The organism is Pseudomonas putida (assembly GCF_026625125.1).
GTDB lineage: Bacteria > Pseudomonadota > Gammaproteobacteria > Pseudomonadales > Pseudomonadaceae > Aquipseudomonas > Aquipseudomonas putida_X.
Map to the genome: position 1 here is coordinate 286,383 of NZ_CP113097.1, position 24,610 is coordinate 310,992.

General features: G+C 61.4%; 22 protein-coding genes. 19 read left to right on the forward strand and 3 right to left on the reverse strand.

Translation table 11 applies throughout. From position 1 onward, the window contains the following. Positions 1-128: 128 nt before the first annotated feature. From OSW16_RS01390 to OSW16_RS01475, 18 genes are all read left to right on the forward strand, one after another. Entirely contained in the window at positions 129-1,223 is a 1,095-nt protein-coding gene (locus OSW16_RS01390; RefSeq protein ID WP_267820184.1) for a polyamine ABC transporter substrate-binding protein, read from the forward strand. A 60-nt stretch (positions 1,224-1,283) separates the two neighbouring features. Continuing rightward, positions 1,284-2,426: a polyamine ABC transporter ATP-binding protein gene (gene potA, locus OSW16_RS01395; protein WP_267820186.1), complete on the forward strand. Its 1,143-nt coding sequence runs from the start codon at positions 1,284-1,286 to the stop codon at positions 2,424-2,426. 35 nt (positions 2,427-2,461) lie between these two features. After that, positions 2,462-3,343, forward strand: a complete 882-nt coding sequence (locus OSW16_RS01400; RefSeq protein WP_267824153.1) for an ABC transporter permease subunit — start codon at positions 2,462-2,464, stop codon at positions 3,341-3,343. Next, the gene (locus OSW16_RS01405) at positions 3,340-4,233 is read left to right on the forward strand and encodes an ABC transporter permease subunit (RefSeq protein ID WP_241805022.1); all 894 of its coding nucleotides are present in this window, start codon (positions 3,340-3,342) and stop codon (positions 4,231-4,233) included. Before OSW16_RS01400 ends, OSW16_RS01405 begins: the two co-directional genes overlap by 4 nt. A gap of 203 nt (positions 4,234-4,436) precedes the next feature. Continuing rightward, entirely contained in the window at positions 4,437-5,525 is a 1,089-nt protein-coding gene (locus OSW16_RS01410) for an efflux RND transporter periplasmic adaptor subunit (RefSeq protein WP_267820190.1), read from the forward strand. Continuing rightward, a complete protein-coding gene (locus tag OSW16_RS01415) occupies positions 5,522-6,589 on the forward strand; it encodes an efflux RND transporter periplasmic adaptor subunit (RefSeq protein WP_267820192.1) in 1,068 nt (355 codons plus the stop codon). Before OSW16_RS01410 ends, OSW16_RS01415 begins: the two co-directional genes overlap by 4 nt. Continuing rightward, positions 6,586-9,651, forward strand: coding sequence for an efflux RND transporter permease subunit (locus OSW16_RS01420; RefSeq protein ID WP_267820194.1), 3,066 nt, complete (start codon positions 6,586-6,588; stop codon positions 9,649-9,651). The genes OSW16_RS01415 and OSW16_RS01420 overlap by 4 nt, the downstream gene beginning before the upstream one ends. Before the next feature lie 183 nt (positions 9,652-9,834). Then, positions 9,835-10,017, forward strand: a complete 183-nt coding sequence (gene oscA, locus OSW16_RS01425) for a sulfur starvation response protein OscA (RefSeq protein ID WP_119688096.1) — start codon at positions 9,835-9,837, stop codon at positions 10,015-10,017. Positions 10,018-10,065: 48 nt separating this feature from the next. Continuing rightward, positions 10,066-11,073, forward strand: coding sequence for a sulfate ABC transporter substrate-binding protein (locus OSW16_RS01430; RefSeq protein ID WP_267820198.1), 1,008 nt, complete (start codon positions 10,066-10,068; stop codon positions 11,071-11,073). A 100-nt stretch (positions 11,074-11,173) separates the two neighbouring features. Further along, positions 11,174-11,992, forward strand: a complete 819-nt coding sequence (gene cysT, locus OSW16_RS01435; RefSeq protein WP_161871732.1) for a sulfate ABC transporter permease subunit CysT — start codon at positions 11,174-11,176, stop codon at positions 11,990-11,992. A gap of 11 nt (positions 11,993-12,003) precedes the next feature. Beyond that, positions 12,004-12,873, forward strand: coding sequence for a sulfate ABC transporter permease subunit CysW (gene cysW, locus OSW16_RS01440; protein WP_267820203.1), 870 nt, complete (start codon positions 12,004-12,006; stop codon positions 12,871-12,873). 3 nt (positions 12,874-12,876) lie between these two features. Next, positions 12,877-13,866 carry a sulfate/molybdate ABC transporter ATP-binding protein gene (locus OSW16_RS01445; RefSeq protein ID WP_267820205.1) on the forward strand — a complete coding sequence of 330 codons (990 nt, stop codon included), beginning with the start codon at positions 12,877-12,879 and terminating at the stop codon, positions 13,864-13,866. 304 nt (positions 13,867-14,170) lie between these two features. Continuing rightward, a complete protein-coding gene (locus OSW16_RS01450; protein WP_267820207.1) occupies positions 14,171-14,965 on the forward strand; it encodes an energy transducer TonB in 795 nt (264 codons plus the stop codon). Between the two features lie 30 nt (positions 14,966-14,995). After that, a complete protein-coding gene (locus OSW16_RS01455) occupies positions 14,996-15,715 on the forward strand; it encodes a MotA/TolQ/ExbB proton channel family protein (protein ID WP_267820209.1) in 720 nt (239 codons plus the stop codon). A 1-nt stretch (position 15,716) separates the two neighbouring features. Next, the gene (locus OSW16_RS01460) at positions 15,717-16,118 is read left to right on the forward strand and encodes an ExbD/TolR family protein (RefSeq protein WP_267820211.1); all 402 of its coding nucleotides are present in this window, start codon (positions 15,717-15,719) and stop codon (positions 16,116-16,118) included. A gap of 260 nt (positions 16,119-16,378) precedes the next feature. Next, positions 16,379-16,960: an alpha/beta hydrolase gene (locus tag OSW16_RS01465; RefSeq protein WP_267820213.1), complete on the forward strand. Its 582-nt coding sequence runs from the start codon at positions 16,379-16,381 to the stop codon at positions 16,958-16,960. A 63-nt stretch (positions 16,961-17,023) separates the two neighbouring features. Further along, entirely contained in the window at positions 17,024-17,854 is an 831-nt protein-coding gene (locus tag OSW16_RS01470) for a sigma 54-interacting transcriptional regulator (RefSeq protein WP_267820215.1), read from the forward strand. Between the two features lie 176 nt (positions 17,855-18,030). Next, positions 18,031-18,816 carry a MetQ/NlpA family ABC transporter substrate-binding protein gene (locus tag OSW16_RS01475; protein WP_241805030.1) on the forward strand — a complete coding sequence of 262 codons (786 nt, stop codon included), beginning with the start codon at positions 18,031-18,033 and terminating at the stop codon, positions 18,814-18,816. Between the two features lie 239 nt (positions 18,817-19,055). Here OSW16_RS01475 and OSW16_RS01480 read toward each other — a convergent pair whose 3' ends face one another. Continuing rightward, the gene (locus tag OSW16_RS01480) at positions 19,056-21,419 is read right to left on the reverse strand and encodes a penicillin acylase family protein (RefSeq protein ID WP_267820217.1); all 2,364 of its coding nucleotides are present in this window, start codon (positions 21,417-21,419) and stop codon (positions 19,056-19,058) included. An 86-nt stretch (positions 21,420-21,505) separates the two neighbouring features. Between OSW16_RS01480 and OSW16_RS01485 the strand changes: the two genes are divergently transcribed. After that, complete coding sequence (locus OSW16_RS01485; protein ID WP_267820219.1) at positions 21,506-22,057, forward strand: sugar O-acetyltransferase; 552 nt, start codon at positions 21,506-21,508, stop codon at positions 22,055-22,057. Positions 22,058-22,094: 37 nt separating this feature from the next. Here OSW16_RS01485 and OSW16_RS01490 read toward each other — a convergent pair whose 3' ends face one another. Together OSW16_RS01490 and OSW16_RS01495 are read right to left on the reverse strand one after the other, a co-directional pair. Continuing rightward, the gene (locus OSW16_RS01490; RefSeq protein ID WP_267820221.1) at positions 22,095-22,370 is read right to left on the reverse strand and encodes a bacteriocin immunity protein; all 276 of its coding nucleotides are present in this window, start codon (positions 22,368-22,370) and stop codon (positions 22,095-22,097) included. After that, positions 22,367-24,559, reverse strand: coding sequence for an S-type pyocin domain-containing protein (locus OSW16_RS01495; RefSeq protein ID WP_267820223.1), 2,193 nt, complete (start codon positions 24,557-24,559; stop codon positions 22,367-22,369). The genes OSW16_RS01490 and OSW16_RS01495 overlap by 4 nt, the downstream gene beginning before the upstream one ends. Between the last annotated feature and the right edge of the window lie 51 nt (positions 24,560-24,610).

Here is a 24,610-nt window from a genome sequence, read left to right on the forward strand (position 1 = left end):
CGGCCCAGAGCCGGTGAATGGCAATTGATGATTGCGGCATCGTGGCTGCGAAGGTAAGTTGCGCGCCGGTTTTGCGTGCGTGGCAGCGCTGCGCCGTTACCAAGGCACTGATTGTGAGGACCACCCACTTGTCTATTTCTGTATTACGCAAAGCCTTGATGGCTGGAGCGGGCCTGACGCTGGCATGCAGCGTCCAAGCGGCGCCTACGGTGCACTTCTACAACTGGTCCGACTACATCGGCCCGACCACGCTCGAAGACTTCGAGAAAGCCACGGGTATCAAACCTGTGCAGGACGTGTTCGACTCCAACGAAACCCTGGAAGGCAAGCTACTGGCCGGCAACACCGGTTATGACGTGGTAGTGCCGTCCAACCATTTCCTCGGCAAGCAGATCAAGGCGGGCGCGTTCCAGAAGCTCGACAAGAAACTGCTGCCCAATTATTCCAACCTGGACCCGGCGTTGATGAAGCGCCTGGAAAAGAACGACCCAGGTAACCAGTACGCCGTGCCTTACCTGTGGGGTACCAATGGCATCGGCTACAACGTCGACAAGGTCAAGGCGGCCCTGGGCGTGGACACCATCGATTCCTGGGCCGTGCTGTTCGAGCCCGAAAACATGAAGAAGCTGTCCAAGTGCGGCGTGGCCTTCCTCGACTCGGCGGATGAAATGCTGCCAGCGGTGCTCAACTACATGGGGCTGGACCCCAACAGCACCAACCCCAAGGACTACGCCAAGGCCGAGCAGAAGCTGCTGGCCGTGCGCCCGTACGTGACCTACTTCCACTCCTCCAAGTACATCACGGACCTCGCCAACGGCAACATCTGCGTCGCGGCAGGCTTCTCCGGTGATGTGTTCCAGGCCAAGGCCCGCGCTGAAGAAGCGAAGAAGGGCGTGAACCTGGCCTACTCGATTCCCAAGGAAGGCGGCAACCTCTGGTTCGATGTGCTGGCGATCCCCAAGGACGCCAGGAACGTCAAAGAGGCCCACGCCTTCATCAACTATTTGCTGAAACCTGAGGTTATCGCCCAGGTCAGTGATTACGTCGGTTACGCCAACCCGAACCCCAAGGCTGGCGCCCTGATGGACCAGGCCGTGAGGACTGACGCCGCGGTTTACCCACCGCAGGAAGTGCTGGACAAGATGTTCGTCAACAGTGAGTTGCCACCCAAGGTGCAACGTTTGATGACCCGCAGCTGGACCAAGGTCAAGTCGGGCAAGTAACAATTCAGGCCCGCCGCCAAAGCAGGGGCGGGCACACAAATCTTGTTGGGAGTTTCACTCATGGCAGTTGCCTCCGGTGCCTATAAGAAAGCCCTCGAGGGTGGCCAGCAACCCAAGCAGGTGTTGGTCGAGATCGACCGGGTCACGAAAAAATTCGACGAAACCATCGCCGTAGACGATGTGTCGCTGGAAATCCGCAAAGGCGAAATCTTCGCCCTGCTGGGTGGCTCCGGTTCTGGCAAATCGACCTTGCTGCGCATGCTGGCCGGCTTCGAGCGCCCGACCGAAGGGCGGATCTTTCTCGATGGCGTAGACATCACCGACATGCCGCCCTACGAGCGGCCGATCAACATGATGTTCCAGTCCTACGCGCTGTTCCCGCACATGACCGTGGCGCAGAACATCGCCTTCGGCTTGCAGCAGGACCGGATGCCCAAGGCCGAGATCGACGCCCGCGTGGCCGAGATGCTCAAGCTGGTGCACATGACCCAGTACGCCAAGCGCAAGCCGCACCAGCTCTCCGGTGGTCAGCGTCAGCGTGTGGCCTTGGCCCGCTCGCTGGCCAAGCGCCCCAAGCTGTTGCTGCTCGATGAGCCCATGGGTGCACTGGACAAGAAACTGCGCTCGCAGATGCAGTTGGAACTGGTCGAGATCATCGAGCGCGTGGGCGTGACCTGCGTGATGGTGACCCACGATCAGGAAGAGGCCATGACCATGGCCCAGCGCATCGCCATCATGCACCTGGGCTGGATTGCCCAGATCGGTTCGCCTGTGGATATCTATGAAACGCCTACCAGCCGCCTGGTGTGCGAGTTCATCGGTAACGTCAACTTGTTCGAGGGTGAAGTGATCGACGATGCCGAAGGCCATGCGCTGATCGCCTCGCCGGAACTCGAGCGCAAGATCTACGTTGGCCACGGTGTGTCCACTTCGGTCGAAGACAAGCACATTACCTACGCCCTGCGCCCGGAAAAAATGCTGGTCACGACCACGCAGCCGGATTTCGAGCACAACTGGTCGCGCGGCAAGGTCCATGACATCGCCTACCTGGGCGGCCACTCGGTGTTCTACGTCGAGCTGCCCAGCGGCAAGGTGGTCCAGTCTTTCGTCGCCAACGCCGAGCGCCAGGGCACCCGCCCGACCTGGGGCGATGAAGTGTACGTGTGGTGGGAAGACGACAGCGGCGTGGTACTGCGGTCATGAAACTGCGCAAGCTCAAGCGAGCCTTCCAGCGCCTTATCCCCGAGGGGCGGCACCTGGTGATCGGCGTGCCGTTCATCTGGCTGTTCCTGTTCTTCATGCTGCCGTTCTTCATCGTGCTGAAGATCAGCTTCGCCGAAGCCGACGTGGCGATCCCGCCGTATACCGAGATCTACAGCTACGTCGAAGACAAGGTGCAGCTGGTAATCAACCTGGCCAACTATGGCCTGTTGACCGACGATGAGCTGTACATCTCGGCCTATCTGGGCTCGTTGAAGATGGCCTTCATCAGCACCGTGCTGTGCCTGCTGATCGGCTATCCGATGGCCTACGCGATCGCCAACGCACGCAAGGAAACCCAGACCGTGCTGCTGCTGCTGATCATGATGCCGACCTGGACCGCGATCCTGATCCGCGTCTATGCCTGGATGGGCATCCTCAGCAACAACGGCCTGCTCAACGGGTTCCTGATGTGGACCGGGCTGATCGACCAGCCGCTGCAGATCCTCAACACCAACCTGGCGGTGTATATCGGCGTGGTCTATTCGTACCTGCCGTTCATGATCCTGCCGCTGTTCGCCAACCTGGTGAAGCACGATCAGAGCCTGCTCGAAGCCGCATCGGACCTGGGTTCGAGCACCTTCAACAGCTTCTGGAAGATCACCGTGCCGCTGTCGAAAAACGGCATCATCGCCGGCTGCATGCTGGTGTTCATCCCGGTGGTGGGCGAGTTCGTCATTCCTGAACTGCTGGGCGGCCCGGAAACCCTGATGATCGGTAAGGTGCTGTGGCAAGAGTTCTTCAACAACCGTGACTGGCCGGTGGCATCTGCCCTGGCGGTGGTGATGCTGGCGATCCTGATCGTACCGATCCTGCTGTTCAACCGCAGCCAGGCCAAAGAGATGGAGGGCAGGGCATGAAGCGCTTCAGTTTCTCCAAGCTGATGCTGGTGCTCGGCTTGCTGTTCATCTACCTGCCGATGCTGATCCTGGTGATCTATTCGTTCAACGCCTCCAAGCTGGTAACGGTGTGGGGCGGCTGGTCGGTCAAGTGGTACGTCGGCCTGCTCGACAACACCCAGCTCATGGGCTCGGTGATGCGCTCACTGGAGATCGCCTGCTATACGGCGGTGGCGGCGGTGGCTTTGGGGACCCTGGCAGCCTTCGTGCTGACCCGGGTCACCCGCTTCAAGGGCCGCACGCTGTTCGGTGGCCTGGTCACTGCACCGCTGGTGATGCCTGAAGTAATCACAGGCCTGTCGCTGTTGCTGCTGTTCGTGGCCATGGCGCAGACGATCGGCTGGCCGCAGGAGCGTGGCGTGGTCACCATCTGGATCGCCCACACCACGTTCTGTGCGGCCTATGTGGCAGTGGTGGTGTCGGCGCGCCTGCGAGAGCTGGACCTGTCGATCGAAGAAGCGGCCATGGACCTGGGCGCCAAGCCGTGGAAGGTGTTCTTCCTGATCACCATCCCGATGATTGCGCCGTCGCTGGCGGCGGGTGGCATGATGTCGTTCGCCCTGTCGCTGGATGACCTGGTACTGGCGAGCTTCGTTTCCGGGCCTGGTTCGACCACCTTGCCGATGGAAGTATTCTCCGCTGTACGCCTGGGCGTGAAGCCGGAGATCAACGCTGTGGCCAGCCTGATCCTGCTGTCGGTGTCGTTGGTGACCTTCATGGTCTGGTACTTCAGCCGCCGCGCCGAAGAGCACCGCCGCAAGGCGATTCAGCAGGCGATCGAAGAGGGGGCTGCTGCCAACGTTTCGCAGCCGCAGATCAAGCGCCCGACGGCCACCGCTGCGTCGGCCTGAGTGCGCTAGCTCCGGCCGGGCCCGCTTCCAGAGGAACGGTGCACGCCGCAAGGGCTGCATCAGTCCAGTGGGAGCGGGCTTGCTTCAGGGCCCGCCTCCGCGCCATGGCCGCCCAACTGACCCTGGTCAGTGTTTTTTCTGAACCCTGATCTACGCTAACAGTCGCATCCCACGAATCATTTGCGCGCAAGCTAGGAGCCTGCATGAGGGTGACGCGTTCACTGTTGGTTGTAGGCTTGGGGCTGCTAGGCCTGCTGACAGGTTGCAGCAAGGAAGAGGCGCCCGAGGTTTTGCCACGGGTGGGGGTACTGCAGGTCCAACCCACTGACTTCGCCGCCAGGGTCACCTTGACCGGTGATGTGCAGGCGCGTGTGCAGACCGATCTTTCGTTTCGCGTGGGTGGCAAGATCATCTCGCGCAGCGTTGACGTGGGCGATCACGTGAAGGCCAACCAGGTGCTGGCCCGGCTGGACCCCAAAGACCTGCAGAACAATGTCGATTCGGCCAAGGCCGAGGTGTTCGCCGCTCAGGCGCGCGTCACCCAAACCAGCGCGGCCTTCGTCCGCCAGCAAAAGCTCTTGCCCAAGGGCTACACCAGCCAGAGCGAATATGACGCCGCCGAAGCGTCGCTGCGCAGCAACCAGAGCGCGCTCAAGGCGGCCCAGGCGCAACTGGCCAATGCCCAGGAGCAACTGAGCTATACCGCCTTGGTGTCAGAGGCCGATGGGGTGATCACCGAGCGCCAGGCCGAGGTCGGTCAGGTGGTCCAGGCGACCATGCCGATATTCAGCCTTGCGCGTGATGGCGACCGCGATGCTGTCTTCAATGTCTACGAGTCCCTGCTGGTGGCGCCGCCGAGCGACGCCGGTGTAATGGTCAGCCTGCTCGACGACCCCAAGGTCCAGGCACAAGGCTTTGTCCGGGAAATTACCCCGACCGTATCGGCGCAGAGCGGCACGGTCCAGGTCAAGGTGGGCCTGCGTGATGTGCCTGCGGCCATGCTCCTGGGTTCACCGGTTACCGCCACGGCCAACACGCAAGGGCGGCCGAGCATCGAATTGCCCTGGTCGGCACTGACCAAGGCGTTGCATGAGCCTGCGGTGTGGGTGGTCGGCGAAGGCGACAAGGTTGAGCTGCGCAAAGTCCAGGTAGCCCGTTACCTCACCGGCAAGGTTGTCATTGCCCAAGGCATACAAGGCGGGGAGACGGTAGTCGTCAGCGGTGGCCAGTTGCTGCATCCCGGTATGCAGGTCGAGAAAATCGATGCCCAGGACGGAGGCGCCGCGCCATGAACAAAGTACTGTTGCTGTGTGCGGCAGGCTTGCTGTTGACGGCCTGTGGCAGTGAGGAAGAACAGCCTGAAGCCGTGCGCCCTGTGCTGTCGACCGTGGTCGAAGCCCAGGCGCAGTCGCAGCTTGGCCGCTTCGCCGGCACCATCCAGGCACGCTATGAAAGCACCCTGGGCTTCCGGGTGGCCGGGCGCATTGCCCGGCGCTGGCTGGATGTGGGGGCACAGGTAAAGCCGGGCGACACGCTTGCCACCCTTGACCCCACCGACCAGCAGAACCAGCTGCGCGCTGCCGAAGGCGACCTGGCCAGGGTCCAGGCGCAATGGATCAACGCCCAGGCCAATGCCCGCCGGCAACAGCAGCTGTATGACCGCGGCGTCGGCGCCCAGGCCCAGTTGGACATTGCCCAGACCGACCTGAAAACCACCGGCGCGAGCCTGGAGCAAGCGCGCTCGGCGGTCAGCCAGGCGCGTGACCAGCTCGATTACAGCACCCTGCGCAGCGACCATTCGGCGGTGATCACGGCGTGGCAGGCAGAGGCCGGGCAGACGGTCACCGCCGGCCAGGCGGTGGTCACGCTGGCGCGACCAGACATCAAGGAAGCGGTGATCGACCTGCCCATCGGCATTGCCGAGCAGCTGACCAAGGACCTGACGTTCACGGTCGCCTCGCAACTGGACAACAGCATCAATACCACCGCCACGCTGCGTGAACTGGAACCCCAGGCCGATGCCGCGACGCGCACCCGGCGTGCCCGCCTGACCCTTGCCAGCACTCCCGATGCCTTCCACCTGGGCACCGCGATCAGTGTCACCTTGACCTCGGCGATCACCCCGCGCAGCGAGCTGCCGCTGAGCGCGCTGCTCGAGCGTGATGGCAAGACCCAGGTATGGGTCATCGATCCGCAGCAAAAAACCGTCGCTACCCGTGACGTCGCCCTGCTGGAACGCTCCGCCGACAGTATCGTGCTGGCCTCTGGAGTGCAGCCTGGTGAGCGGGTGGTCACTGCCGGTGTCAACAGCCTCAAGCCTGGCCAGAAGGTCACCTTCGACGAGGAAGCGCAATGAAAGGAAGCTTCAACCTGTCCGACTGGGCGTTGCGCCATCAATCTTTCGTCTGGTACCTGATGTTCGTCGGCCTGCTGATGGGGATTTTTTCCTACTTCAACCTTGGCCGCGAAGAAGACCCGTCGTTCACCATCAAAACCATGGTGATCCAGACCCGCTGGCCGGGCGCGACCCAGGATGAAACCCTGTACCAGGTCACCGACCGCATCGAGAAAAAGCTCGAGGAGCTGGACTCCCTCGACTACACCAAGAGCTATACCCGCCCGGGTGAGTCGACCGTCTACGTCTACCTGCGAGACACCACCAAAGCCGCCGACATCCCGCAAATCTGGTACCAGGTGCGCAAGAAGATCCAGGACATTCGCGGCGAATTCCCCCAAGGTATCCAGGGCCCAGGGTTCAACGACGAGTTCGGCGATGTCTTCGGCTCGATCTACGCGTTCACCGCAGATGGCTTGACCTTGCGCCAGTTGCGCGATTACGTGGAGCAGGCCCGTGCCGAGGTGCGCGAGGTCCCCAATATCGGCAAGATCGAGCTGGTCGGCACCCAGGATGAGGTGCTCTACCTGAACTTTTCCACGCGCAAACTGGCCGCGCTGGGCATTGACCAGCGCCAGGTCATGCAGGCCCTGCAGCAACAGAACGCGGTAACGCCGGCCGGGGTGATCGAAGCAGGCCCAGAGCGGATTTCGGTGCGCACCACCGGGCAGTTCGCCTCAGAGAAAGACCTGCAAACCGTCAACCTGCGCATCAATGACCGCTTCTTCCGCCTGGCCGATATCGCCGATATCGAGCGCGGCTATGTCGACCCGCCGTCACCGATGTTCCGTTACAACGGCCAGACCGCGATTGGCCTGGCCATCGGCATGAAGGCCGGCGGCAACATCCAGGTATTCGGCGCCGCACTCAAGAAGAAGATGGACAGCATCGTCAACGACCTGCCCGTTGGCGTAGGCGTTCATACCGTGTCCGACCAGGCGGTGGTGGTGAAAGAGGCGGTTGGGGGCTTCACCAGCGCGCTGTTCGAGGCCGTGATAATTGTACTGGCAGTGAGTTTCGTCAGCCTTGGCGTGCGAGCAGGGCTGGTGGTGGCCTGCTCGATCCCGCTGGTGCTGGCCATGGTCTTCGTGTTCATGGAGTACAGCGGCATCACCATGCAGCGGATCTCGCTCGGCGCGCTGATCATCGCGCTGGGCCTGCTGGTGGATGATGCGATGATCACCGTCGAGGTCATGGTCACACGCCTTGAGATGGGCGAGAGCAAGGAACAGGCTGCGACCTTCGCCTATACCTCGACCGCGTTCCCGATGCTCACCGGTACCCTTGTGACCGTCGCCGGCTTCGTGCCGATCGGCCTCAATGCCAGTTCTGCAGGCGAGTACACCTATACCCTGTTCGCGGTGATTGCCGTGGCGCTTATCGTGTCCTGGGTGGTGGCGGTGTTCTTCGCGCCCGTGCTTGGCGTGCATATTCTCAAGAGCGACAAGCTCAAGGGCCATGACGCGGAACCTGGCCGCGTCGGGCGAGCGTTCGAAGGTGGGTTGCTGTGGTGCATGCGTCACCGCTGGCTGACCATCGTCGGCACCATCCTGCTGTTCGCCCTGGCGCTGTTCAGCATGCGCTTTGTGCAGAACCAGTTCTTCCCGTCCTCGGACCGTCCGGAAATCCTCGTCGACCTCAACCTGCCGCAGAATGCCTCGATAGAGGAGACGCGCAAGGTGGTCGATCGCCTGGAGGCGAAGATCAAGGATGACCCTGACATGGTGAGCTGGAGCACCTACATCGGCCAGGGCGCCATCCGTTTCTATCTGCCGCTGGATCAGCAACTGCAGAACCCGTACTACGCCCAGCTGGTCATCGTCAGCAAAGGCTTGGAGGAGCGTGCAGGCATGATGGCGCGCCTGCAGAAGCTGTTGCACGAAGAGTTCGTCGGCATCGGCACCAACGTGCAGTCGCTGGAAATGGGCCCGCCGGTAGGGCGGCCGATCCAGTATCGGGTCAGCGGCAAGGACATCGACCAGGTGCGCAAGCATGCGATCGATCTCGCCACCCTGCTCAATACCAATGAACACATCGGCGAGATGATCTACGACTGGAACGAGCCGGGTAAGGTGCTGCGCATAGAAATCGCACAAGACAAGGCGCGCCAGCTCGGGCTGTCGTCCGAGGACGTGGCCAATGTGATGAACAGCATCGTCAGCGGCGCGCCGGTCACCGAGGTCAACGACAACATCTACCTGGTGGACGTGATCGCCCGTGCGGTGGACAGCGAGAGGGGCTCACCAGACACCCTGCAGAACCTGCAGATCGTCACGCCCAGCGGCACGTCGATACCCTTGCTGGCGTTCGCCACGGTGCGCTACGAGCTGGAGCAGCCACTGGTATGGCGCCGCGACCGCAAACCTACCATCACCATCAAGGCATCGGTCAACGGCGACATCCAGCCTACCGACCTGGTCGCGCAGCTCAAGCCGAAGATCGACGAGTTCGCCAGCCAGTTGCCTGTCGGTTACGAGGTGGCCACAGGTGGTACGGTGGAGGAGAGCAGCAAGGCACAAGGGCCGATTGCCAAGGTCATCCCGCTGATGCTGTTCCTCATGGCGACGTTCCTGATGATCCAGCTGCACAGTGTGCAGAAGCTGTTCCTGGTGGTCAGCGTGGCGCCGCTGGGGTTGATCGGTGTGGTCGTGGCACTGGTGCCGACGGGCACGCCCATGGGCTTCGTGGCGATTCTCGGGATACTCGCGCTGGCGGGGATCATCATTCGTAACTCGGTCATTCTGGTGACCCAGATCGATGAGTTCGAAGCGCAGGGCTATTCACCCTGGGATGCGGTGCTCGAAGCCACCAACCACCGTCGCAGGCCGATCTTGCTGACTGCCGCAGCGGCGAGCCTGGGCATGATCCCGATCGCTCGTGAGGTGTTCTGGGGGCCGATGGCCTACGCCATGATTGGCGGCATCATCAGCGCAACGCTGCTGACGCTGCTGTTCCTGCCGGCGCTTTACGTGGCCTGGTACAAGATCCGCGAGCCAGAGCACAGCGAAGAACCTGCGGCATGAGGTTTGTGGGGGTTGGGCACGACAGCCCCCATGAATGCTCCGAACCATTACTTGAAAATGGTTATATAAAAATTCTTAAAGAGTATTTTTAAGAATAACCGCGCCTGTCTATGATCGCTCCCAAGCCAGGCGCAATCCCCTTCCAATACTTCTGCCCGGCACCTCACTCACAGGAGAGCGAGCATGAGTGCATCAGTGCGCAGCATCGACGGTCAGGACGAAGCCACCATTTTGCGTGAGATCCAGAGCGCCCTGCGCGATCTGCGTTTCGGTGCGGTGGAAATTACCGTGCACAACGCTCAGGTCGTGCAGATCGAGCGCAAGGAGAAGTTCCGCCTGCAACAGCCCGGCAACAAACCCAGCTGATCACGCACCACACACAAAATTAGAAAAATGCCAATCGGGAGCTTCACCATGTCCATCCGCCGTTATGCACTCGCCGCTTTGGCCAGTGCTGTTTTTGCCGGTTCCGCCATCGCCAAGGACTACGAACTGCTGAACGTGTCCTACGACCCGACCCGTGAGCTGTATCAGCAATACAATGCTGAATTCATCAAGCATTGGCAGCAGTCGCACCCGGACGACAAAGTGAAGATCCAGCAGTCCCATGGCGGCTCGGGCAAACAGGCCCGCGCGGTAATCGACGGCCTGCGCGCCGACGTGGTGACCCTGGCCCTGGCGGGTGACATCGACGAGATCGCCAAGCTGGGCAAGGCCTTGCCGGAGGACTGGCAGAAGCGCCTGCCGGACGCCAGCACCCCGTACACCTCGACCATCGTGTTCCTGGTGCGCAAGGGCAACCCGAAAGGCATCAAGGACTGGGGTGACCTGATCAAGAAGGACGTTTCGGTCATTACCCCCAACCCTAAAACCTCCGGTGGCGCGCGCTGGAACTTCCTCGCTGCCTGGGCCTACGGCCTGAAGCAAGGCGGCAGCGAAGCCAAAGCCAAGGAGTACGTGCAGGAGCTGTTCAAGCACGTGCCGATTCTGGATACCGGTGCCCGTGGCTCGACCATCACGTTCGTCAACAACGGCCAGGGTGATGTGCTGCTGGCCTGGGAAAACGAAGCTTTCCTGGCGCTGAAGGAGGACGGCGGGGCCGACAAGTTCGAAATCGTCGTGCCTTCGCTGTCGATCCTGGCAGAACCCCCTGTGGCGGTGGTCGACAAGAACGCTCAGAAGAAGGGTAATGAACAGATCGCCGAGGCGTACCTCAAGCACCTGTACAGCCCGGCTGGCCAGAAAATCGCTGCCGAAAACTTCTACCGCCCACGTGACGCGAAGGTCGCAGCCGAATTCGGCAAGCAATTCCCGAAACTGGATCTGGTAACCATCGACAAGGACTTCGGTGGCTGGAAGACGGCACAGCCCAAATTCTTCAATGATGGCGGTGTGTTCGACCAGATCTATCAGGCGCAATAAACGGCCATGGAACAGCGGGGCCGCCTTGCGGCCCAGGATTCACAAGCTTGCACCAGCCTGGCATGACTGCCGGGCTTGGTGCGTTCAACCAGGGATCTTTATGTCACGTCGCATTTCCCCTGTCATACCCGGCTTCGGGCTGACACTGGGCTACACCTTGGTGTATCTCAGCCTGATTGTGCTGATACCGCTGGCCGCCATGTTCGTGCATGCCGCGCAGCTTACCTGGGAGCAGTTCTGGAACATCATCAGTGCGCCGCGTGTGATCGCCGCGCTCAAGCTGAGTTTCGGCACCGCCCTGTTCGCGGCCATCATCAATGGTGTCATCGGTACCCTGCTGGCTTGGGTGCTGGTGCGCTATACCTTTCCTGGGCGCAAGATCATCGATGCGATGATCGACCTGCCGTTCGCTCTGCCCACTGCCGTTGCTGGTATCGCCCTGACCGCGCTTTATGCCCCGGCAGGCTGGGTCGGTCAGTTCGCCACCGACCTGGGCTTCAAGATCGCCTACACCCCTCTGGGCATCACCTTGGCGCTGACCTTCGTCACCCTGCCGTTCGTGGTGCGTACCGTGCAACCGGTGCTGGCGGACATCCCGCGGGAAGTCGAAGAGGCTGCTGCCTGCCTGGGCGCCAAACCACTGCAGGTGTTCCGCCACGTACTGGCACCGGCCCTGCTGCCGGCCTGGCTCACCGGGTTTGCCCTGGCCTTTGCCCGTGGTGTGGGCGAGTACGGTTCGGTGATCTTCATTGCCGGCAACATGCCGATGAAGACCGAGATTCTGCCGCTGCTGATCATGGTCAAGCTCGACCAATACGACTACACCGGCGCGACTGCCATCGGCGTGCTGATGCTGGTGGTTTCCTTCATCCTGCTGCTGCTGATCAACCTGCTGCAGCGCCGCATTGAAACCCCTTGAAGGAGGCCGGCATGTCCAGTTCATCCCTGACTACCGCCGACGCCAATGCCGCACGGCGTGGCAGCGCCACCTCGCGGCGCATCCTGATCGGCCTCGGCTGGCTGGTGTTCGCACTGTTTCTGCTGCTGCCGCTGGTGATCGTGATGTCGCAGGCGCTGAAGAACGGTTTCGGCACCTTCTTCGAGGCGATCTTCGAGCCTGATGCCTTGTCGGCGCTGAAGTTGACGCTGCTCGCGGTCGTCATCTCGGTGCCGCTGAACCTGGTCTTCGGCGTCAGCGCCGCCTGGTGCGTGAGCAAGTACACCTTCCGTGGCAAGAGCATCCTGGTCACCCTGATCGACCTGCCGTTCTCGGTATCCCCGGTCATCGCCGGCCTGGTCTACGTGTTGATGTTCGGCGCCCAAGGCTTGTTCGGGCCTTGGCTGCAGGATCACGACATTCAGATCGTCTTCGCTTTGCCGGGCATCGTGTTGGCGACCATCTTCGTCACCGTGCCCTTCGTTGCCCGTGAGCTGATCCCGCTGATGCAGGAGCAAGGCACCCAGGAAGAGGAGGCTGCGCGCCTGCTCGGCGCCAACGGCTGGCAGATGTTCTGGCACGTGACCCTGCCGAACATCAAGTGGGGCCTGATCTACGGTGTGGTGCTTTGTACCGCGCGGGCCATGGGCGAGTTCGGTGCGGTATCTGTGGTCTCGGGCCATATCCGTGGCGTCACCAATACCTTGCCGCTGCACGTGGAGATCCTCTACAACGAGTACAACCACGTCGCGGCCTTCAGTGTGGCCAGCCTGTTGCTGATCCTGGCGCTCTTCATCCTGCTGCTCAAGCAGTGGAGCGAGAACCGTATTAACCGCCTGCGCCATAGCGCAGCGGAGGAATAAGTCATGTCGATCGAAGTTCGTAACGTCAGCAAGCGCTTCAACAGCTTCCAGGCCCTGGACAACATCAACCTGGATATCCACAGCGGTGAGTTGGTGGCCCTGCTCGGCCCCTCAGGCTGTGGCAAGACCACCCTGCTGCGCATCATCGCCGGCCTGGAAACGCCAGACGACGGCAACATCGTGTTCCATGGCGAAGACGTATCCGGCCACGATGTACGCGATCGCAACGTCGGTTTCGTGTTCCAGCACTACGCGCTGTTCCGCCACATGAGCGTGTTCGACAACGTTGCCTTCGGCCTGCGCATGAAGCCCAAGGGCGAGCGCCCGAGCGAGAGCAAGATTGCCGAGAAGGTGCATGAACTGCTGAACATGGTGCAGCTGGACTGGCTGGCGGACCGCTACCCCGAACAGCTGTCCGGTGGCCAGCGCCAGCGTATCGCCCTGGCCCGCGCATTGGCGGTGGAGCCCAAGGTGCTGCTGCTCGATGAGCCGTTCGGTGCCCTCGATGCCAAGGTGCGCAAGGAATTGCGCCGCTGGCTGGCGCGTTTGCACGAGGACATCAATCTGACTTCGGTATTCGTGACCCACGACCAGGAAGAGGCCATGGAAGTGGCCGATCGCATCGTGGTGATGAACAAGGGGGTGATCGAGCAGATCGGCTCCCCAGGGGAAGTGTATGAAACGCCGGCCAACGACTTCGTCTACCACTTCCTCGGCGACTCCAACCGCCTGGCGTTGAGCGAGGGGCATCATGTGCTGTTCCGGCCACACGAGGTGTCGCTGTCGCGCCATGAAACAGAAGGGCACCACGCCGCCGAGGTACGTGATATCCGGCCATTGGGCGCGACTACCCGGGTGACCTTGAAGGTGGAAGGGCAAAGCGAGCTGATCGAGGCCGAGGTGGTCAAGGATCACGACAGCCTGACCGGCCTGGCGCGAGGTGAAACACTGTTCTTCAGGCCGAAGGTCTGGCAGAAGGTGGCGGATATCTGAGCCGCGTCAGAGGATGAAAACCCGGGCATGGTCCCGGGTTTTTTTTGCCTGGCGGATTATGAGGTGCGGTTGTGTGGCCCTTGCGCTAATTCGATGCCTTTTTTGAATGTTTTGTATGCATGGATTGCATCGCTCATGTAGGGCTGGTGCGAAGGCCGCGGATTACGCGGGCTTCAAGAAACCGACATCAGCCTATATATGGAAAAGATCTATTTTTAGTTTTAAACATTACTTTAAGAAATAAGACTCCTGCCTTGATGATTCAGCCACACACCTGAATCAAGAAACCCCAGGAGTTCGATCAATGGGTAATGTCCATACGGCCATCAGGGCCTACGACCAGCCACGCCACCTTGCACCGGGTGACCTGGTCGAGCTTGGACGGACACTTCGCCTGCCGTTGGGCCGGCTCCGGCTGCAACGTACCCCGGCCAGTGGCCTCAAGCGCCGCGACAAGCTGGTGCTGGCTTTGCTGGTACTGGCCGTGCACGGCGCTGGCGCCTTTTGGGTGAGCCAGGCCCCGACGCGTGAGTTGCCCGTGGTACCACCAAAGATTCCTCCCATGACCATCGAATTTGCCGCCCCGGCCCCTGCGGCAGTCGAACCGCCACCGCCAGCCCCGGCGCCACCGGTTGTCGCGCCACCTCCACCTGTAGTGGACGAATTGGCTGCCAAACCCAAGCCCAAGCCAAAACCCGCTCCCAAGCCAGTGGCCAGGCAACCGCCTAAACCGCAGCCCAAGCCTGTCGAGGCACCACCGCCTGCACCCGCACCGGTCGCCGCTCCCTCACCGGCTGCGCCGCCCGCACCGGCCCCGGTCACGCCGCCCTCGGCCAACGCCGCTTACCTGAGGAACCCGGCGCCAGAGTATCCACAGATGGCTCAGCGCCGCGGCTGGGAAGGCACCGTGTTGCTGAGGGTGGAGGTTTTGGCCAGCGGCAAACCCGGGCAGATCCAGATCCAGAAAAGCAGTGGTCGCGATGCCCTCGACGCTGCCGCCCTGGCGGCGGTCAGGCGCTGGAGTTTCGTCCCCGCCAAGCAGGGCGCCGTGGCGCAGGCCGGCTGGGTCAGCGTGCCGATCGATTTCAAGCTTCGTTAACTTTTTCGCAGAACACAGGAAGACATTCTCATGAGCCTGCTGGCATCCCCCCTCGAATCCGTTGAAAGTACAGTCATCTGGCTGTTGGTCGGTTTTTCCGTCGTCACTTGGAGCCTGGCCCTGGTCAAGATCGTGCAATTCGTGCGGCTGAAAAACCAGGACAAACGCTTCCACGCGCAGTTCTGGGCCGCCTCAAGCCTGGACGCGGCGGCCCAGATCAGCCACGAACTGCCTGGCCCGGCGGCCCGCGTCGCCCAGTCCGGGTGTGCCGCCATTGCCGTCGGCGAGGCACAGGCCAATGACCTGAGCCATGCGATCAATCATCAGGACCGCCTCGAACGCGCCCTGCGCCAGCAGATCGTGCGGGAGCGGCGCTCGCTTGAATCCGGCTTGGCAGTGGTGGCCAGTATCGGCAGCACTTCGCCCTTCATCGGCTTGTTCGGTACCGTATGGGGCATCATGGAAGCACTCAAAGGCATCAGCGCGGCGGGTTCGGCCAGCCTGGAAACCGTGGCTGGTCCTATTGGCGCTGCACTCGTAGCTACCGGAGTAGGTATCGCCGTCGCGGTACCGGCGGTACTGGTCTACAACTACTTCCTTCGCCGCCTCAAGTTGACTGCCGCTGATCTGGATGACTTTGCCCACGACTTCTACAGCCTGGCGCAGAAGAGTGCCTTCCGTGTGCTGGTGCATCCTGGCGTGCAGAAGGTGCAAGCCGGCTTTACCCAGCCTGTGAAGGAGGCGTCCTGACATGGCCTTTTCGACGCAGGACAGCGACGAAGTTCTAAGTGAAATCAACGTTACGCCCCTGGTGGACGTCATGCTGGTGCTGCTGGTGGTATTCATCGTCACCGCGCCGCTGCTGACCAATGCCATTCCCATCAACCTGCCCAAGACCGAGTCCGTGGCCCCGGTTGAGCAGAAGGACCCATTGGTGGTGAGCATCGATGGTGCCGGCAAGCTGTTCATCAACAAGGACGAGATACAGCCGGACTTGCTGGAGACCAACCTCAAGGCAGCCAAGGACAAAGACGCGCAGGTCCGTGTGCACCTGCAGGCTGACGACGGCGTCAACTACGGCGAAGTGGCGCGCGCCATGGCCGCCATCGAACGTGCGGGGATCACCAAGCTGGCGGTGATAACCGCACGCTGATACCTGTAACACCTCTTCAGGCAAGTGACTTTCGCGAGTGCGTTGGGGCCATATCTCTTGGCAGGGGTTGGCCCTTTTTTTTCGCACTGGCCATTGGCATTTTCTTCATGGGAGCGACTTGGTGTCACGATGGGCGACACCTTGAGTGATCGCTTATGATCTTGGATTTGGTTATTAATAAATAGCTTCTTATTCCTTTACGAACATAGCTCCATCCCTATACTGGTCTCCAAGCACGCAAACATACTGGAGGCGTCCCCATGCGCAATGAGTCCATCCGCTACCTGATTGTGCCGGGTTGGCAAGGCTCGCCAGACAATCATTGGCAGAGTCACTGGCAACGCACCTTGCCCAACAGCGCGCGGGTCGAGCAGCAGGACTGGCTCACCCCACAGCGCCAGGACTGGGTGCAGGCGTTGGAGCAGGCAATCGCTGCTGAACCCTCGCCAGTGATACTCGTTGCCCATAGCCTGGGCTGCATCACTGTCGTCCATTGGGCTGCCCAGGCCAAGCCGGCCTTGCTGCGGCGCGTGCGCGGCGCGCTGTTGGTTGCCCCGGCGGATGTCGAGCGGCCGACCTGCTCGCCCGCCCTGCGCAACTTCGCGCCGATCCCGCTGCAGGCCCTGCCGTTTCCAAGCCAGGTGATCAGCTCGGACAACGACCCGGCCGTGAGCGTGCCGCGCGCCCTGTACCTGGCGCAGGCTTGGGGCGCAGAAGCGGGGTTGCTGAGCAATGCAGGGCATATCAACGTCAAATCCGGGCATGAGCGCTGGGAGCAGGGTTTTGCCTACCTGTATCGCTTGCAAAGCCGTGTGGAACAGCGCGCGCTGCGCCGCGCCTGACCGGCACCCCTGTCTATCGTTTGCCTGACGCCCTGCCCGCTGAGGCCTGGGCGGGAGTTAGTCATGACTTTTCAAAACCCGTTTGGCCAGCCGCTGCTGACCTTCCCTGAACTGGACAAGAGCCCGCTCAGCATTCGTGCCAAGGCGCTGGTGTTCATCGACCCACGCTCGCAGCAGTTGCGTCAGGCGCTGGAATACCTGGCACCGCAAGCCCTGCCGGTGCTGATCCGCGGTGAGACGGGGACCGGCAAGGAGTTGCTGGCACGGCAAATTCACCGGGCCAGTGATCGTGCCGGGCTCTTCGTCTCGGTAAACTGCGCGGCCATCAGCCCTACCTACGCCGATGCCGAGCTGTTCGGCTACAGTGCCGGCACCCATGGTGGCACCGCCAGCAGCCGGGCGGGCTGGTTCGGCTCGGCCAACGGCGGCACGCTGTACCTGGACGAAATCGCCGACTTGCCGTTGGCGATCCAAGGCAAGCTGCTGGCCGCTCTGGAAAACCGCGAGGTCACCCGCGTCGGTGCGCATCAGCCGCAGCCGGTGGACGTGCGATTGGTGGCTGCGACCAGCATTGACCTGGCGCGGGTTGTAAAAGCGGGCAGATTCAACGAACGCTTGTACCAGTACCTGCGCGAGGGCGCGCTGGAGCTTCCTCCGTTGCGTGAGCGCTGCGGCGATATCCTGCCGTTGGCTGAGTATTTCGTGGGCATCTACTGTGCACGCCTGCAGCGCCCGGTGCCGTTGATCAGCGAAGCGGCCCAGCAGGTGCTCGAAGCCCACGCATGGCCTGGCAATACCCGCGAACTGGAGAACATCATCCACTTCGCCCTGCTGGTCAATGACAGTGAACAGATCCAGCCAGAGGACCTCGACCTGCCGAACACCGCACGCTAGACGTGGCTCATAAGCAAATGGGCTAATGGCAATTTGCTTTTGGAATAAGCAGCTAATTAAAAGGTATTGTTGCGGAATAAAAATTCTCGGTATCTTGCGCCCCACGCCCGCTGATGAAACGGTTGGGCATCTGACTTCGCCATCACCGATGGCCCAGAAACAAAACAAGGACCACCATGAAGAAGACCCTGCTGACCACCGCCCTGGCCGCTGCCCTGTCGTTCTCCGGCCTGGCTGCCGCCGCCGAAAAACTGGTGGTTGCCGCTACCCCTGTGCCCCACGCCGAAATTCTGGAGCTGATCAAGCCGACCTTGGCCAAGGAAGGCGTGGACCTGCAGATCAAGGTCTTCACTGACTACGTACAACCCAACGTACAGGTAGATCAGAAGCGTCTGGACGCTAACTACTTCCAGACCCTGCCTTACCTGAAGAGCTTCAACGAAGGTAAAGGTACCCATCTGGAAACCGTGATCGGCGTGCACGTCGAGCCGTTCGGTGGCTACTCGAAGAAGATCAAGAACCTGTCCGAACTCAAGGATGGCGCTACCGTTGCCATTCCTAACGAAGGCAGCAACAGTGGCCGCGCCCTGATCCTGCTGCAGAAGGCTGGCCTGATCACCCTCAAAGATCCTAAAAACGCCCTGGCCACTCCGAAAGACATTGCCGAGAACCCGAAGAACCTGAAGTTCAAGGAACTTGAGTCGGCCATGCTGGCGCGTGTGCTGGACCAGGTGGACCTGGACATGATCAACACCAACTACGCCCTGGAAGCTGGCCTGAACCCGGCCAAAGATGCGTTGGTGATCGAGGGTAGCGATTCGCCGTACGTGAACTTCCTGGTGGCCCGCCCGGACAACAAGAACAGCGAGGCTATGCAGAAGCTGGCCAAGGCCCTGACCAGCCCTGAGGTCAAGGCATTCATCGCCAAGAAGTACAGCGGTGCGGTGCTGCCGGCGTTCTGATACGCCTGCTTCCCCCTTGTACGAAAAACGCCGACGCATTTGCGTCGGCGTTTTTTTTTGCGGTGGCCCAACGCTCAGCGTTGGCTACCCAGTGCCCGGCTCAATGCCAGCAGCCACAGCAGTTGTTCGTTGGCGTCAGTCGGGCAGGGGCTTTTCATCGTTATCGTCCTTGTAGTGTGATGGCCGTGCGGATCGCAATCTGAAGCTCTTGGAGAAGCCGACCCGAAGAAAAGTTTCCATCACTCTGTCGGCACCAGACGCAAGGTAGTGTGAGCCGGTATCACCCCCATCTGGGCGCGCTGATATTGCCCCTCGATATAGCCTTCAGCCTGGTCCGAATAGTGGCGGTCAAACGGCACGCCACTTTGCCCGACCGGGTTGCTGGTCAAGGCCTGGCCAACGTCGGCGAAGTCGATCAGCCGTCGTGTCGAAGGCCCATACGTCACCGGCCACGGCGCCGGCCCGATTTTCGCTGACAGGTTATTGGGCACTTCATGGGTGCCTGGCGCGGCAAACGGGCCGACGTTGAACAGCAGGTTCAACGGTTTTTTAACACCCAGTGGATGGTTGTGCGTCAGGGTATGCGCCTTGCCCCATTGCCAGCTGGCTGGGTCTTTGCCAAAGGTTTCACGCAGGTGCGCGAGGGTTTGCTGCCAAGCGATGCGCACGATGGCAGTGCGGTCGGTACGCTGGTCGGCACCACGCGTGTCCCACCACGGTGATTGCGAGTCCGCTGCCAAGCGTGGCAGGGCAGAGTCGATGGTCCGGGTACTGATGAGCACCGGGAACCAGGTGTCGCCCAGCTCGTCATGCAGCGCGGCATGGGCCAACTGGTAGAGAAACTGGTTGAACAGAGTGGCGCTGGTCGAGTCCAGCGGGTGATCTCCGCGCCAAGCGGCCAGTTGCTCGACCAGCTCCTTTTCCTCATCGCCCTGGGCGATGTCGCGCAGGGTCGCAAGCAGGGGCGCCAGGGTGCGTGGGCCGTAGTCATTGGCGGTGTCCAGCTGCAGCGCCTGGCTGTTCTGGGTATCCCACTTCACCTGCGGGTTGGCCAGGTGGCGCTCCAGCTGACGGCCCCGGTCCGGCAAGTTGTAATAGCCCGGTATCGGTACCGCCGCTGGCGGCTGGTAATTGGCTGAAACGATGTAACCGCTGGCCGGGTTTTCCTGCTGTGGGTTGACGCTGAATGGATAGAAACCCAGCTTGTCGGCCTGGGCGCTCGCGCCATCGAGGATGAACGACGGGTTGACGCCATCCGGGCGGATCGGCAGTTGCGCCGCCGCCCACCAACCAATGTCGCCACCTGCACTGGCCCAGACGAAGTTGAGCCCAGGCGCCTGAACCATGGCCGCCGCCTCGCGCATCTTGGCAAGGGAGTCGGCACGGTTGAGCTGATAGAAGCCTTCGAGGATCGGATTCTCGGTTTCCAGAAAGGCCCACCACATGGCAATTGGCGTCGTGCCGGCGGTCGCGCCCAGCACGTCGTTGACGATCGGCCCGTGGGGTGAGCGGCGCAGGCTGATGACGACCGGCTGCTCGCCTTTGACGGCGATTTTCTCCTCAGTCTTTTCCAGTGTTCGCCATTGGCCGTTGACCATGACCTGATCGCTGTTTGCCGGGTTGGTCTTTTCCGCAATCAGGTCGACATCGTCGTTCTGGAACATGGTCAGGCTCCAGCCGAAGTCGCGATTGTGACCGAGCAGCGCGAACGGGTTCAGCGCCTGGAAGTAGCCGTACAGGTTGAACCCTGGCGCCGACAGCTCGGCCTCGTACCAGACGGCCGGCACCGCGAAGCTGATGTGGGGATCGCCGGCCAGCAGCGGCTTGCCGCTGCGGGTACGGCTGCCGGCCACTGCCCAGGCATTGCTGCCTTCGAATTGGGGAATGCCGGCATCGCCAAGGGCTTCGTGGCTGAGACGGGCGAGGGCTTCAAGGCCCTGCCAATCGGCCGTCGCCAGCGGGGTACCCAACGCGCCGTCAGGTTGCCAGTCGAGGTCGAACATCTTCAGGTACTGCGGCCCGAGCTGGTCGCGGATATAGGTCAAGGCAGGCTCGGTGCGGAACGCGGCGGCAAAACTGTAGGCCAGGTAGCCGGCGATGCTCAGGGTATCCTCAGCGGTGAACGGCCTGGGCGTGATGCCGATCAGGTCGAACTCCATGGGCTTGGGGTGGCTCGCTTGCCAGGCGTTGATGCCATCGAGGTAGGCTTGCAGGGCCTTGTACGCGGGGGACTGGCGGTCCAGCCGCTGCACCATCAGCGCCGCTTGATCACGGATGCGCAGGCTGCGGAACAGGGTATCGGTGGGCAGCAGCTTTTCGCCCAACACCTCGGCCAGCTCTCCGCGGGCCAGGCGGCGCATGATTTCCATCTGGAACAATCGGTCCTGGGCATGCACGTAGCCAAGGGCGCGGTACAGGTCTGCTTCGTTCTGCGCCTGCAGGTGCGGCACGCCGCGGGTGTCATAGCGCACACTGACCGGGGCCTGCAGGCCGGCGATCGCTACCTCGCCGTCACGCTGCGGCAGTTTGCCGTGCACGTACCAGTAACCGGCACCGGTGGCCATGGCCACTACCACGGCTAACAGGGTCAGGCTGCGCTTCATCGAGGCTCCTTGTGCATTCGAGCGGAAATTGTGGTCCGATCTTCGGCGGATTTGCGCAAAGAGCATAGCCCTCTAGAGGAGTTTCCATGTTTCTCAGCGAAAAACAGAAAATGCTTAGTGGTCAGCTCTACCATGCCGGCTGCCCCGAGTTGCAGGCCGAGCAAATCGCCACCAAGCACTGGATGCAGCGCTACAACACCAGCGTCGACCTGCTTAACGAAGCCCGCAACGGCTTGCTTGCCGAGCACTTCGGCCATGTGGGCGAAGGCACGGTCATTCGCCCACCGTTCTATTGCGACTACGGCTACAACATCAGCGTCGGCCGCAATACCTTCATGAATTTCAACTGCGTGATCCTGGACGTGCTGCCGGTACGTATCGGCGATGATTGCCAGATCGGCCCGGCGGTGCAGATCTACACCGCCGATCACCCGCTAGACCCTGAAATTCGGCGTACCGGGCTGGAGAGCGGAAGGCCAGTGACCATCGGCAACAACGTGTGGATTGGTGGCGCGGCGGTCATCCTGCCGGGGGTGAGCATTGGCGACAATGCCGTGGTCGGTGCAGGTAGCGTGGTGACCCGCGATGTGCCGGCGGGTGTGACGGTGGTGGGGAACCCGGCGCGGGTGCGAGGGTGATATGAAAAGCCCTGCGGTGTTGCCGCGGGGCTCGGTGTCAGGCAGGTTTGAAGCCGGGTTTGCCGTTGGCGGCGCGCCATTCTTTTATACGGTTTACGATGCCTCGAGGGCTCTTGTCCGAGTTTGCTGGAGGCCTAGTAAGGACGTCTGCTCCATCTGGGTGCTCTGTGATTGTTCTAAAGTTGAAAACAATCATGTCTCGAAAACTTTCCAACTCAGCGCCGCGACGGCCTGCGCGATTCTCGTATAGCTCTGTTATGAGTGTGAGGAACTCATCTTCTGTGTAATCCTCCAATTTTTCCTTGAGGGTCATTGATTGCTCTCCTTGTGGTGATCAATATGAACTCGAGGCGTCATGAGCAATAGATTGTCCAAATCATACACAGCGCCACCGTTTGCGATTTCATGCTTGTGATGGATCTCTATTTTTGTCCGTCTTCCTACCCAATGGCTCTCGGGTGCGAATGGAGCAAGTCCGTTACGCATGTTGTCAGCGTCCAGCAGTTCTAGATATTGCTTGAACTCCTCATCTACAGCAATTTCCAACCATATCGCTTCTCTAAGTTTATCGAACCTGCTGAACCTTCGCCCCCTCAGCCTTTCCGCAATTCTTGCAGGAATCGGCGCCCCTGCTGCCGTGCTAGCGGCATCTAGCACCCTGTTTGGGGTAACTGCACCATTCCCACTGGCGACCCCCGGCAGATACCGTGGGCTGCGCAACATCACATAGATCGGTGCTAATCCCGAGTCTGCGGGGAAGATGATGACGTAGTCATCGATCTGCAGGTCGGGCAGTTCGGGGAAGGTTCGAATATCAGGCTGCGGCGGGACGATGATGTTGCCCGGTAGGTGCTTGGGCAGGTCTTCGACGATGGGGGCGCCCGGGGTGAAGCTGCTGTTCTTGGGGTTGACGGTGCCCAGGGTCGATGGCGGCGTTGCCGGGTGCCACAGCAGTGTTGCACCGCCCGGCCCTTCAGCGGTGAAGCGATAGGCGCCCTGAGTCGTATCCCACTGGGCCTGGCGCACACGTACTTCACGCAGCAGGCTGCTGCCGTCCGTGGCTGCCAGGTACACCTCAGTCTGGGTCCCCTCGGGCACGGCATTCATCCGCAGCGGTAGCTCAAGGGTCTGGCCAACCTTGCGGTTCGCCTCATGGGTGAGGTCTGCACCGGGCGTCAACAGGACGAGCGGGACTGTGACCCCCATGCGTTCGCCATCGCCCAAGCGGGCGGCATAAAGCAGCAATGTCAAGTACTTGGCCGCACCGGGTAGCAGCCGCAGCGCAGCGTTGCCGATGGCGGTGCCCAGCGCCTCCCAGATGGGTTCGAAGTGCGCCGTGCCGCCGCGTGAGGTGGTCACTACCAGCGGGTGATGGGTGCTAGCGACCCAGGCATTGAAGGTGACAGGGGTATTGCTCGGCGTACGTCCCGTCAGCGTGCTGAGCAGAGCCTGCTCATCGAAGGCGGCTTCAACGGCATTGTTCGCCTGCAGATGCAACTGCTTCCCGACGGCCTCCACGGTCGCTGAGGTACGAGCATGCTCGGCAGCGTGGGCAGATGCCTGGGCCTGCAAGGCAGCCGCTTGGGCCCTGTGAGCTTCGGTGGCCCGGGGACCATGAAACTTCAGGTCGAAGTCGAGCCGCGAAATGTCCGTTGCCAGACGCCGATATTGCACACGCTGGTAGTTACCTGCGGCGTGTCGGCGTTCACGTGTCTTGAGCAGGTCGGATGTTTCCCGCACTAGCTCCCGGCTATGCTCCAGTGCCGCGGTTTGGGCGATGTCATCATGCCGGTGCCGCCCGAAGGCCGTGAGCATGCGCTGTAGCGTGCTGTTCGCTTCTTTTAGCTCGTGATCGGCAGTGAGCGTGCGGACGATTGCCTGCTCGACCCGGTCCACTGACAGGGCGATGCTGCTGTTACTGTTTTCTCTGGCTCTGGCGCTTGACAGGTTGCTGCGCAGGACGTGTTGGCGCCGGACCAGTTGGCTGTGCTGTTGTTCGAGGTACTTGACCTCGAATGCAGCCCGGTAGGACGCGAGCCAGGCCTCGCGGGGATCGGCCTGGGCTCCCAGCGCGCGGCCCGCGGCCAGGAACTCGCGAAAGGTGCGATGTTCTGGATCTGTGCCAAAGAAACGGTTGGCTTGCTGGCGCGCAGCTTCCAGGCGTGGGCCCAGTTGTGCCTGTAGCTGGTTGACCACCGTGATTCTGCGCTCGATGGCCTGGGACTCGCTGAGGCCGGCCAGTGAGCCTGCCTGTGCGAGAATGGTCTGATCCAAGTCTGGTTCGAGCTTGGCCTGGCGCTGTTCGTGCTGTTGCTTGACCGTTTTCTTGTCGTTCTCGATCTGCGGTACCAGGTCTATTACCAGGCTGCCTGGGCGGAGAGTGGATACGAGGTGATGCGGGGGAATGCGGTTATGGCCCCAGAGAACCTGAGGGCCCAGGTATTGAATTCGGGTGCTGCCTACGTGGCTGTTGGGTAGTTCGGTGAATCCTTGGCGCGACATACAGTTTCTCCATTGATCTGTATGTCGTCAGGCTAAAAATTGTCCTCCGGG

Bases quoted from the DNA above. Each gene is read 5' to 3' on its own strand.
- potA (WP_267820186.1), top strand. From the start codon at position 1,284: ATGGCAGTTGCCTCCGGTGCCTATAAGAAAGCCCTCGAGGGTGGCCAG.
- OSW16_RS01405 (WP_241805022.1), top strand. From the start codon at position 3,340: ATGAAGCGCTTCAGTTTCTCCAAGCTGATGCTGGTGCTCGGCTTGCTG.
- OSW16_RS01410 (WP_267820190.1), top strand. From the start codon at position 4,437: ATGAGGGTGACGCGTTCACTGTTGGTTGTAGGCTTGGGGCTGCTAGGC.
- OSW16_RS01415 (WP_267820192.1), top strand. From the start codon at position 5,522: ATGAACAAAGTACTGTTGCTGTGTGCGGCAGGCTTGCTGTTGACGGCC.
- OSW16_RS01420 (WP_267820194.1), top strand. From the start codon at position 6,586: ATGAAAGGAAGCTTCAACCTGTCCGACTGGGCGTTGCGCCATCAATCT.
- oscA (WP_119688096.1), top strand. From the start codon at position 9,835: ATGAGTGCATCAGTGCGCAGCATCGACGGTCAGGACGAAGCCACCATT.
- OSW16_RS01430 (WP_267820198.1), top strand. From the start codon at position 10,066: ATGTCCATCCGCCGTTATGCACTCGCCGCTTTGGCCAGTGCTGTTTTT.
- cysT (WP_161871732.1), top strand. From the start codon at position 11,174: ATGTCACGTCGCATTTCCCCTGTCATACCCGGCTTCGGGCTGACACTG.
- cysW (WP_267820203.1), top strand. From the start codon at position 12,004: ATGTCCAGTTCATCCCTGACTACCGCCGACGCCAATGCCGCACGGCGT.
- OSW16_RS01445 (WP_267820205.1), top strand. From the start codon at position 12,877: ATGTCGATCGAAGTTCGTAACGTCAGCAAGCGCTTCAACAGCTTCCAG.
- OSW16_RS01450 (WP_267820207.1), top strand. From the start codon at position 14,171: ATGGGTAATGTCCATACGGCCATCAGGGCCTACGACCAGCCACGCCAC.
- OSW16_RS01455 (WP_267820209.1), top strand. From the start codon at position 14,996: ATGAGCCTGCTGGCATCCCCCCTCGAATCCGTTGAAAGTACAGTCATC.
- OSW16_RS01460 (WP_267820211.1), top strand. From the start codon at position 15,717: ATGGCCTTTTCGACGCAGGACAGCGACGAAGTTCTAAGTGAAATCAAC.
- OSW16_RS01465 (WP_267820213.1), top strand. From the start codon at position 16,379: ATGCGCAATGAGTCCATCCGCTACCTGATTGTGCCGGGTTGGCAAGGC.
- OSW16_RS01470 (WP_267820215.1), top strand. From the start codon at position 17,024: ATGACTTTTCAAAACCCGTTTGGCCAGCCGCTGCTGACCTTCCCTGAA.
- OSW16_RS01475 (WP_241805030.1), top strand. From the start codon at position 18,031: ATGAAGAAGACCCTGCTGACCACCGCCCTGGCCGCTGCCCTGTCGTTC.
- OSW16_RS01480 (WP_267820217.1), bottom strand. From the start codon at position 21,419: ATGAAGCGCAGCCTGACCCTGTTAGCCGTGGTAGTGGCCATGGCCACC.
- OSW16_RS01485 (WP_267820219.1), top strand. From the start codon at position 21,506: ATGTTTCTCAGCGAAAAACAGAAAATGCTTAGTGGTCAGCTCTACCAT.
- OSW16_RS01490 (WP_267820221.1), bottom strand. From the start codon at position 22,370: ATGACCCTCAAGGAAAAATTGGAGGATTACACAGAAGATGAGTTCCTC.
- OSW16_RS01495 (WP_267820223.1), bottom strand. From the start codon at position 24,559: ATGTCGCGCCAAGGATTCACCGAACTACCCAACAGCCACGTAGGCAGC.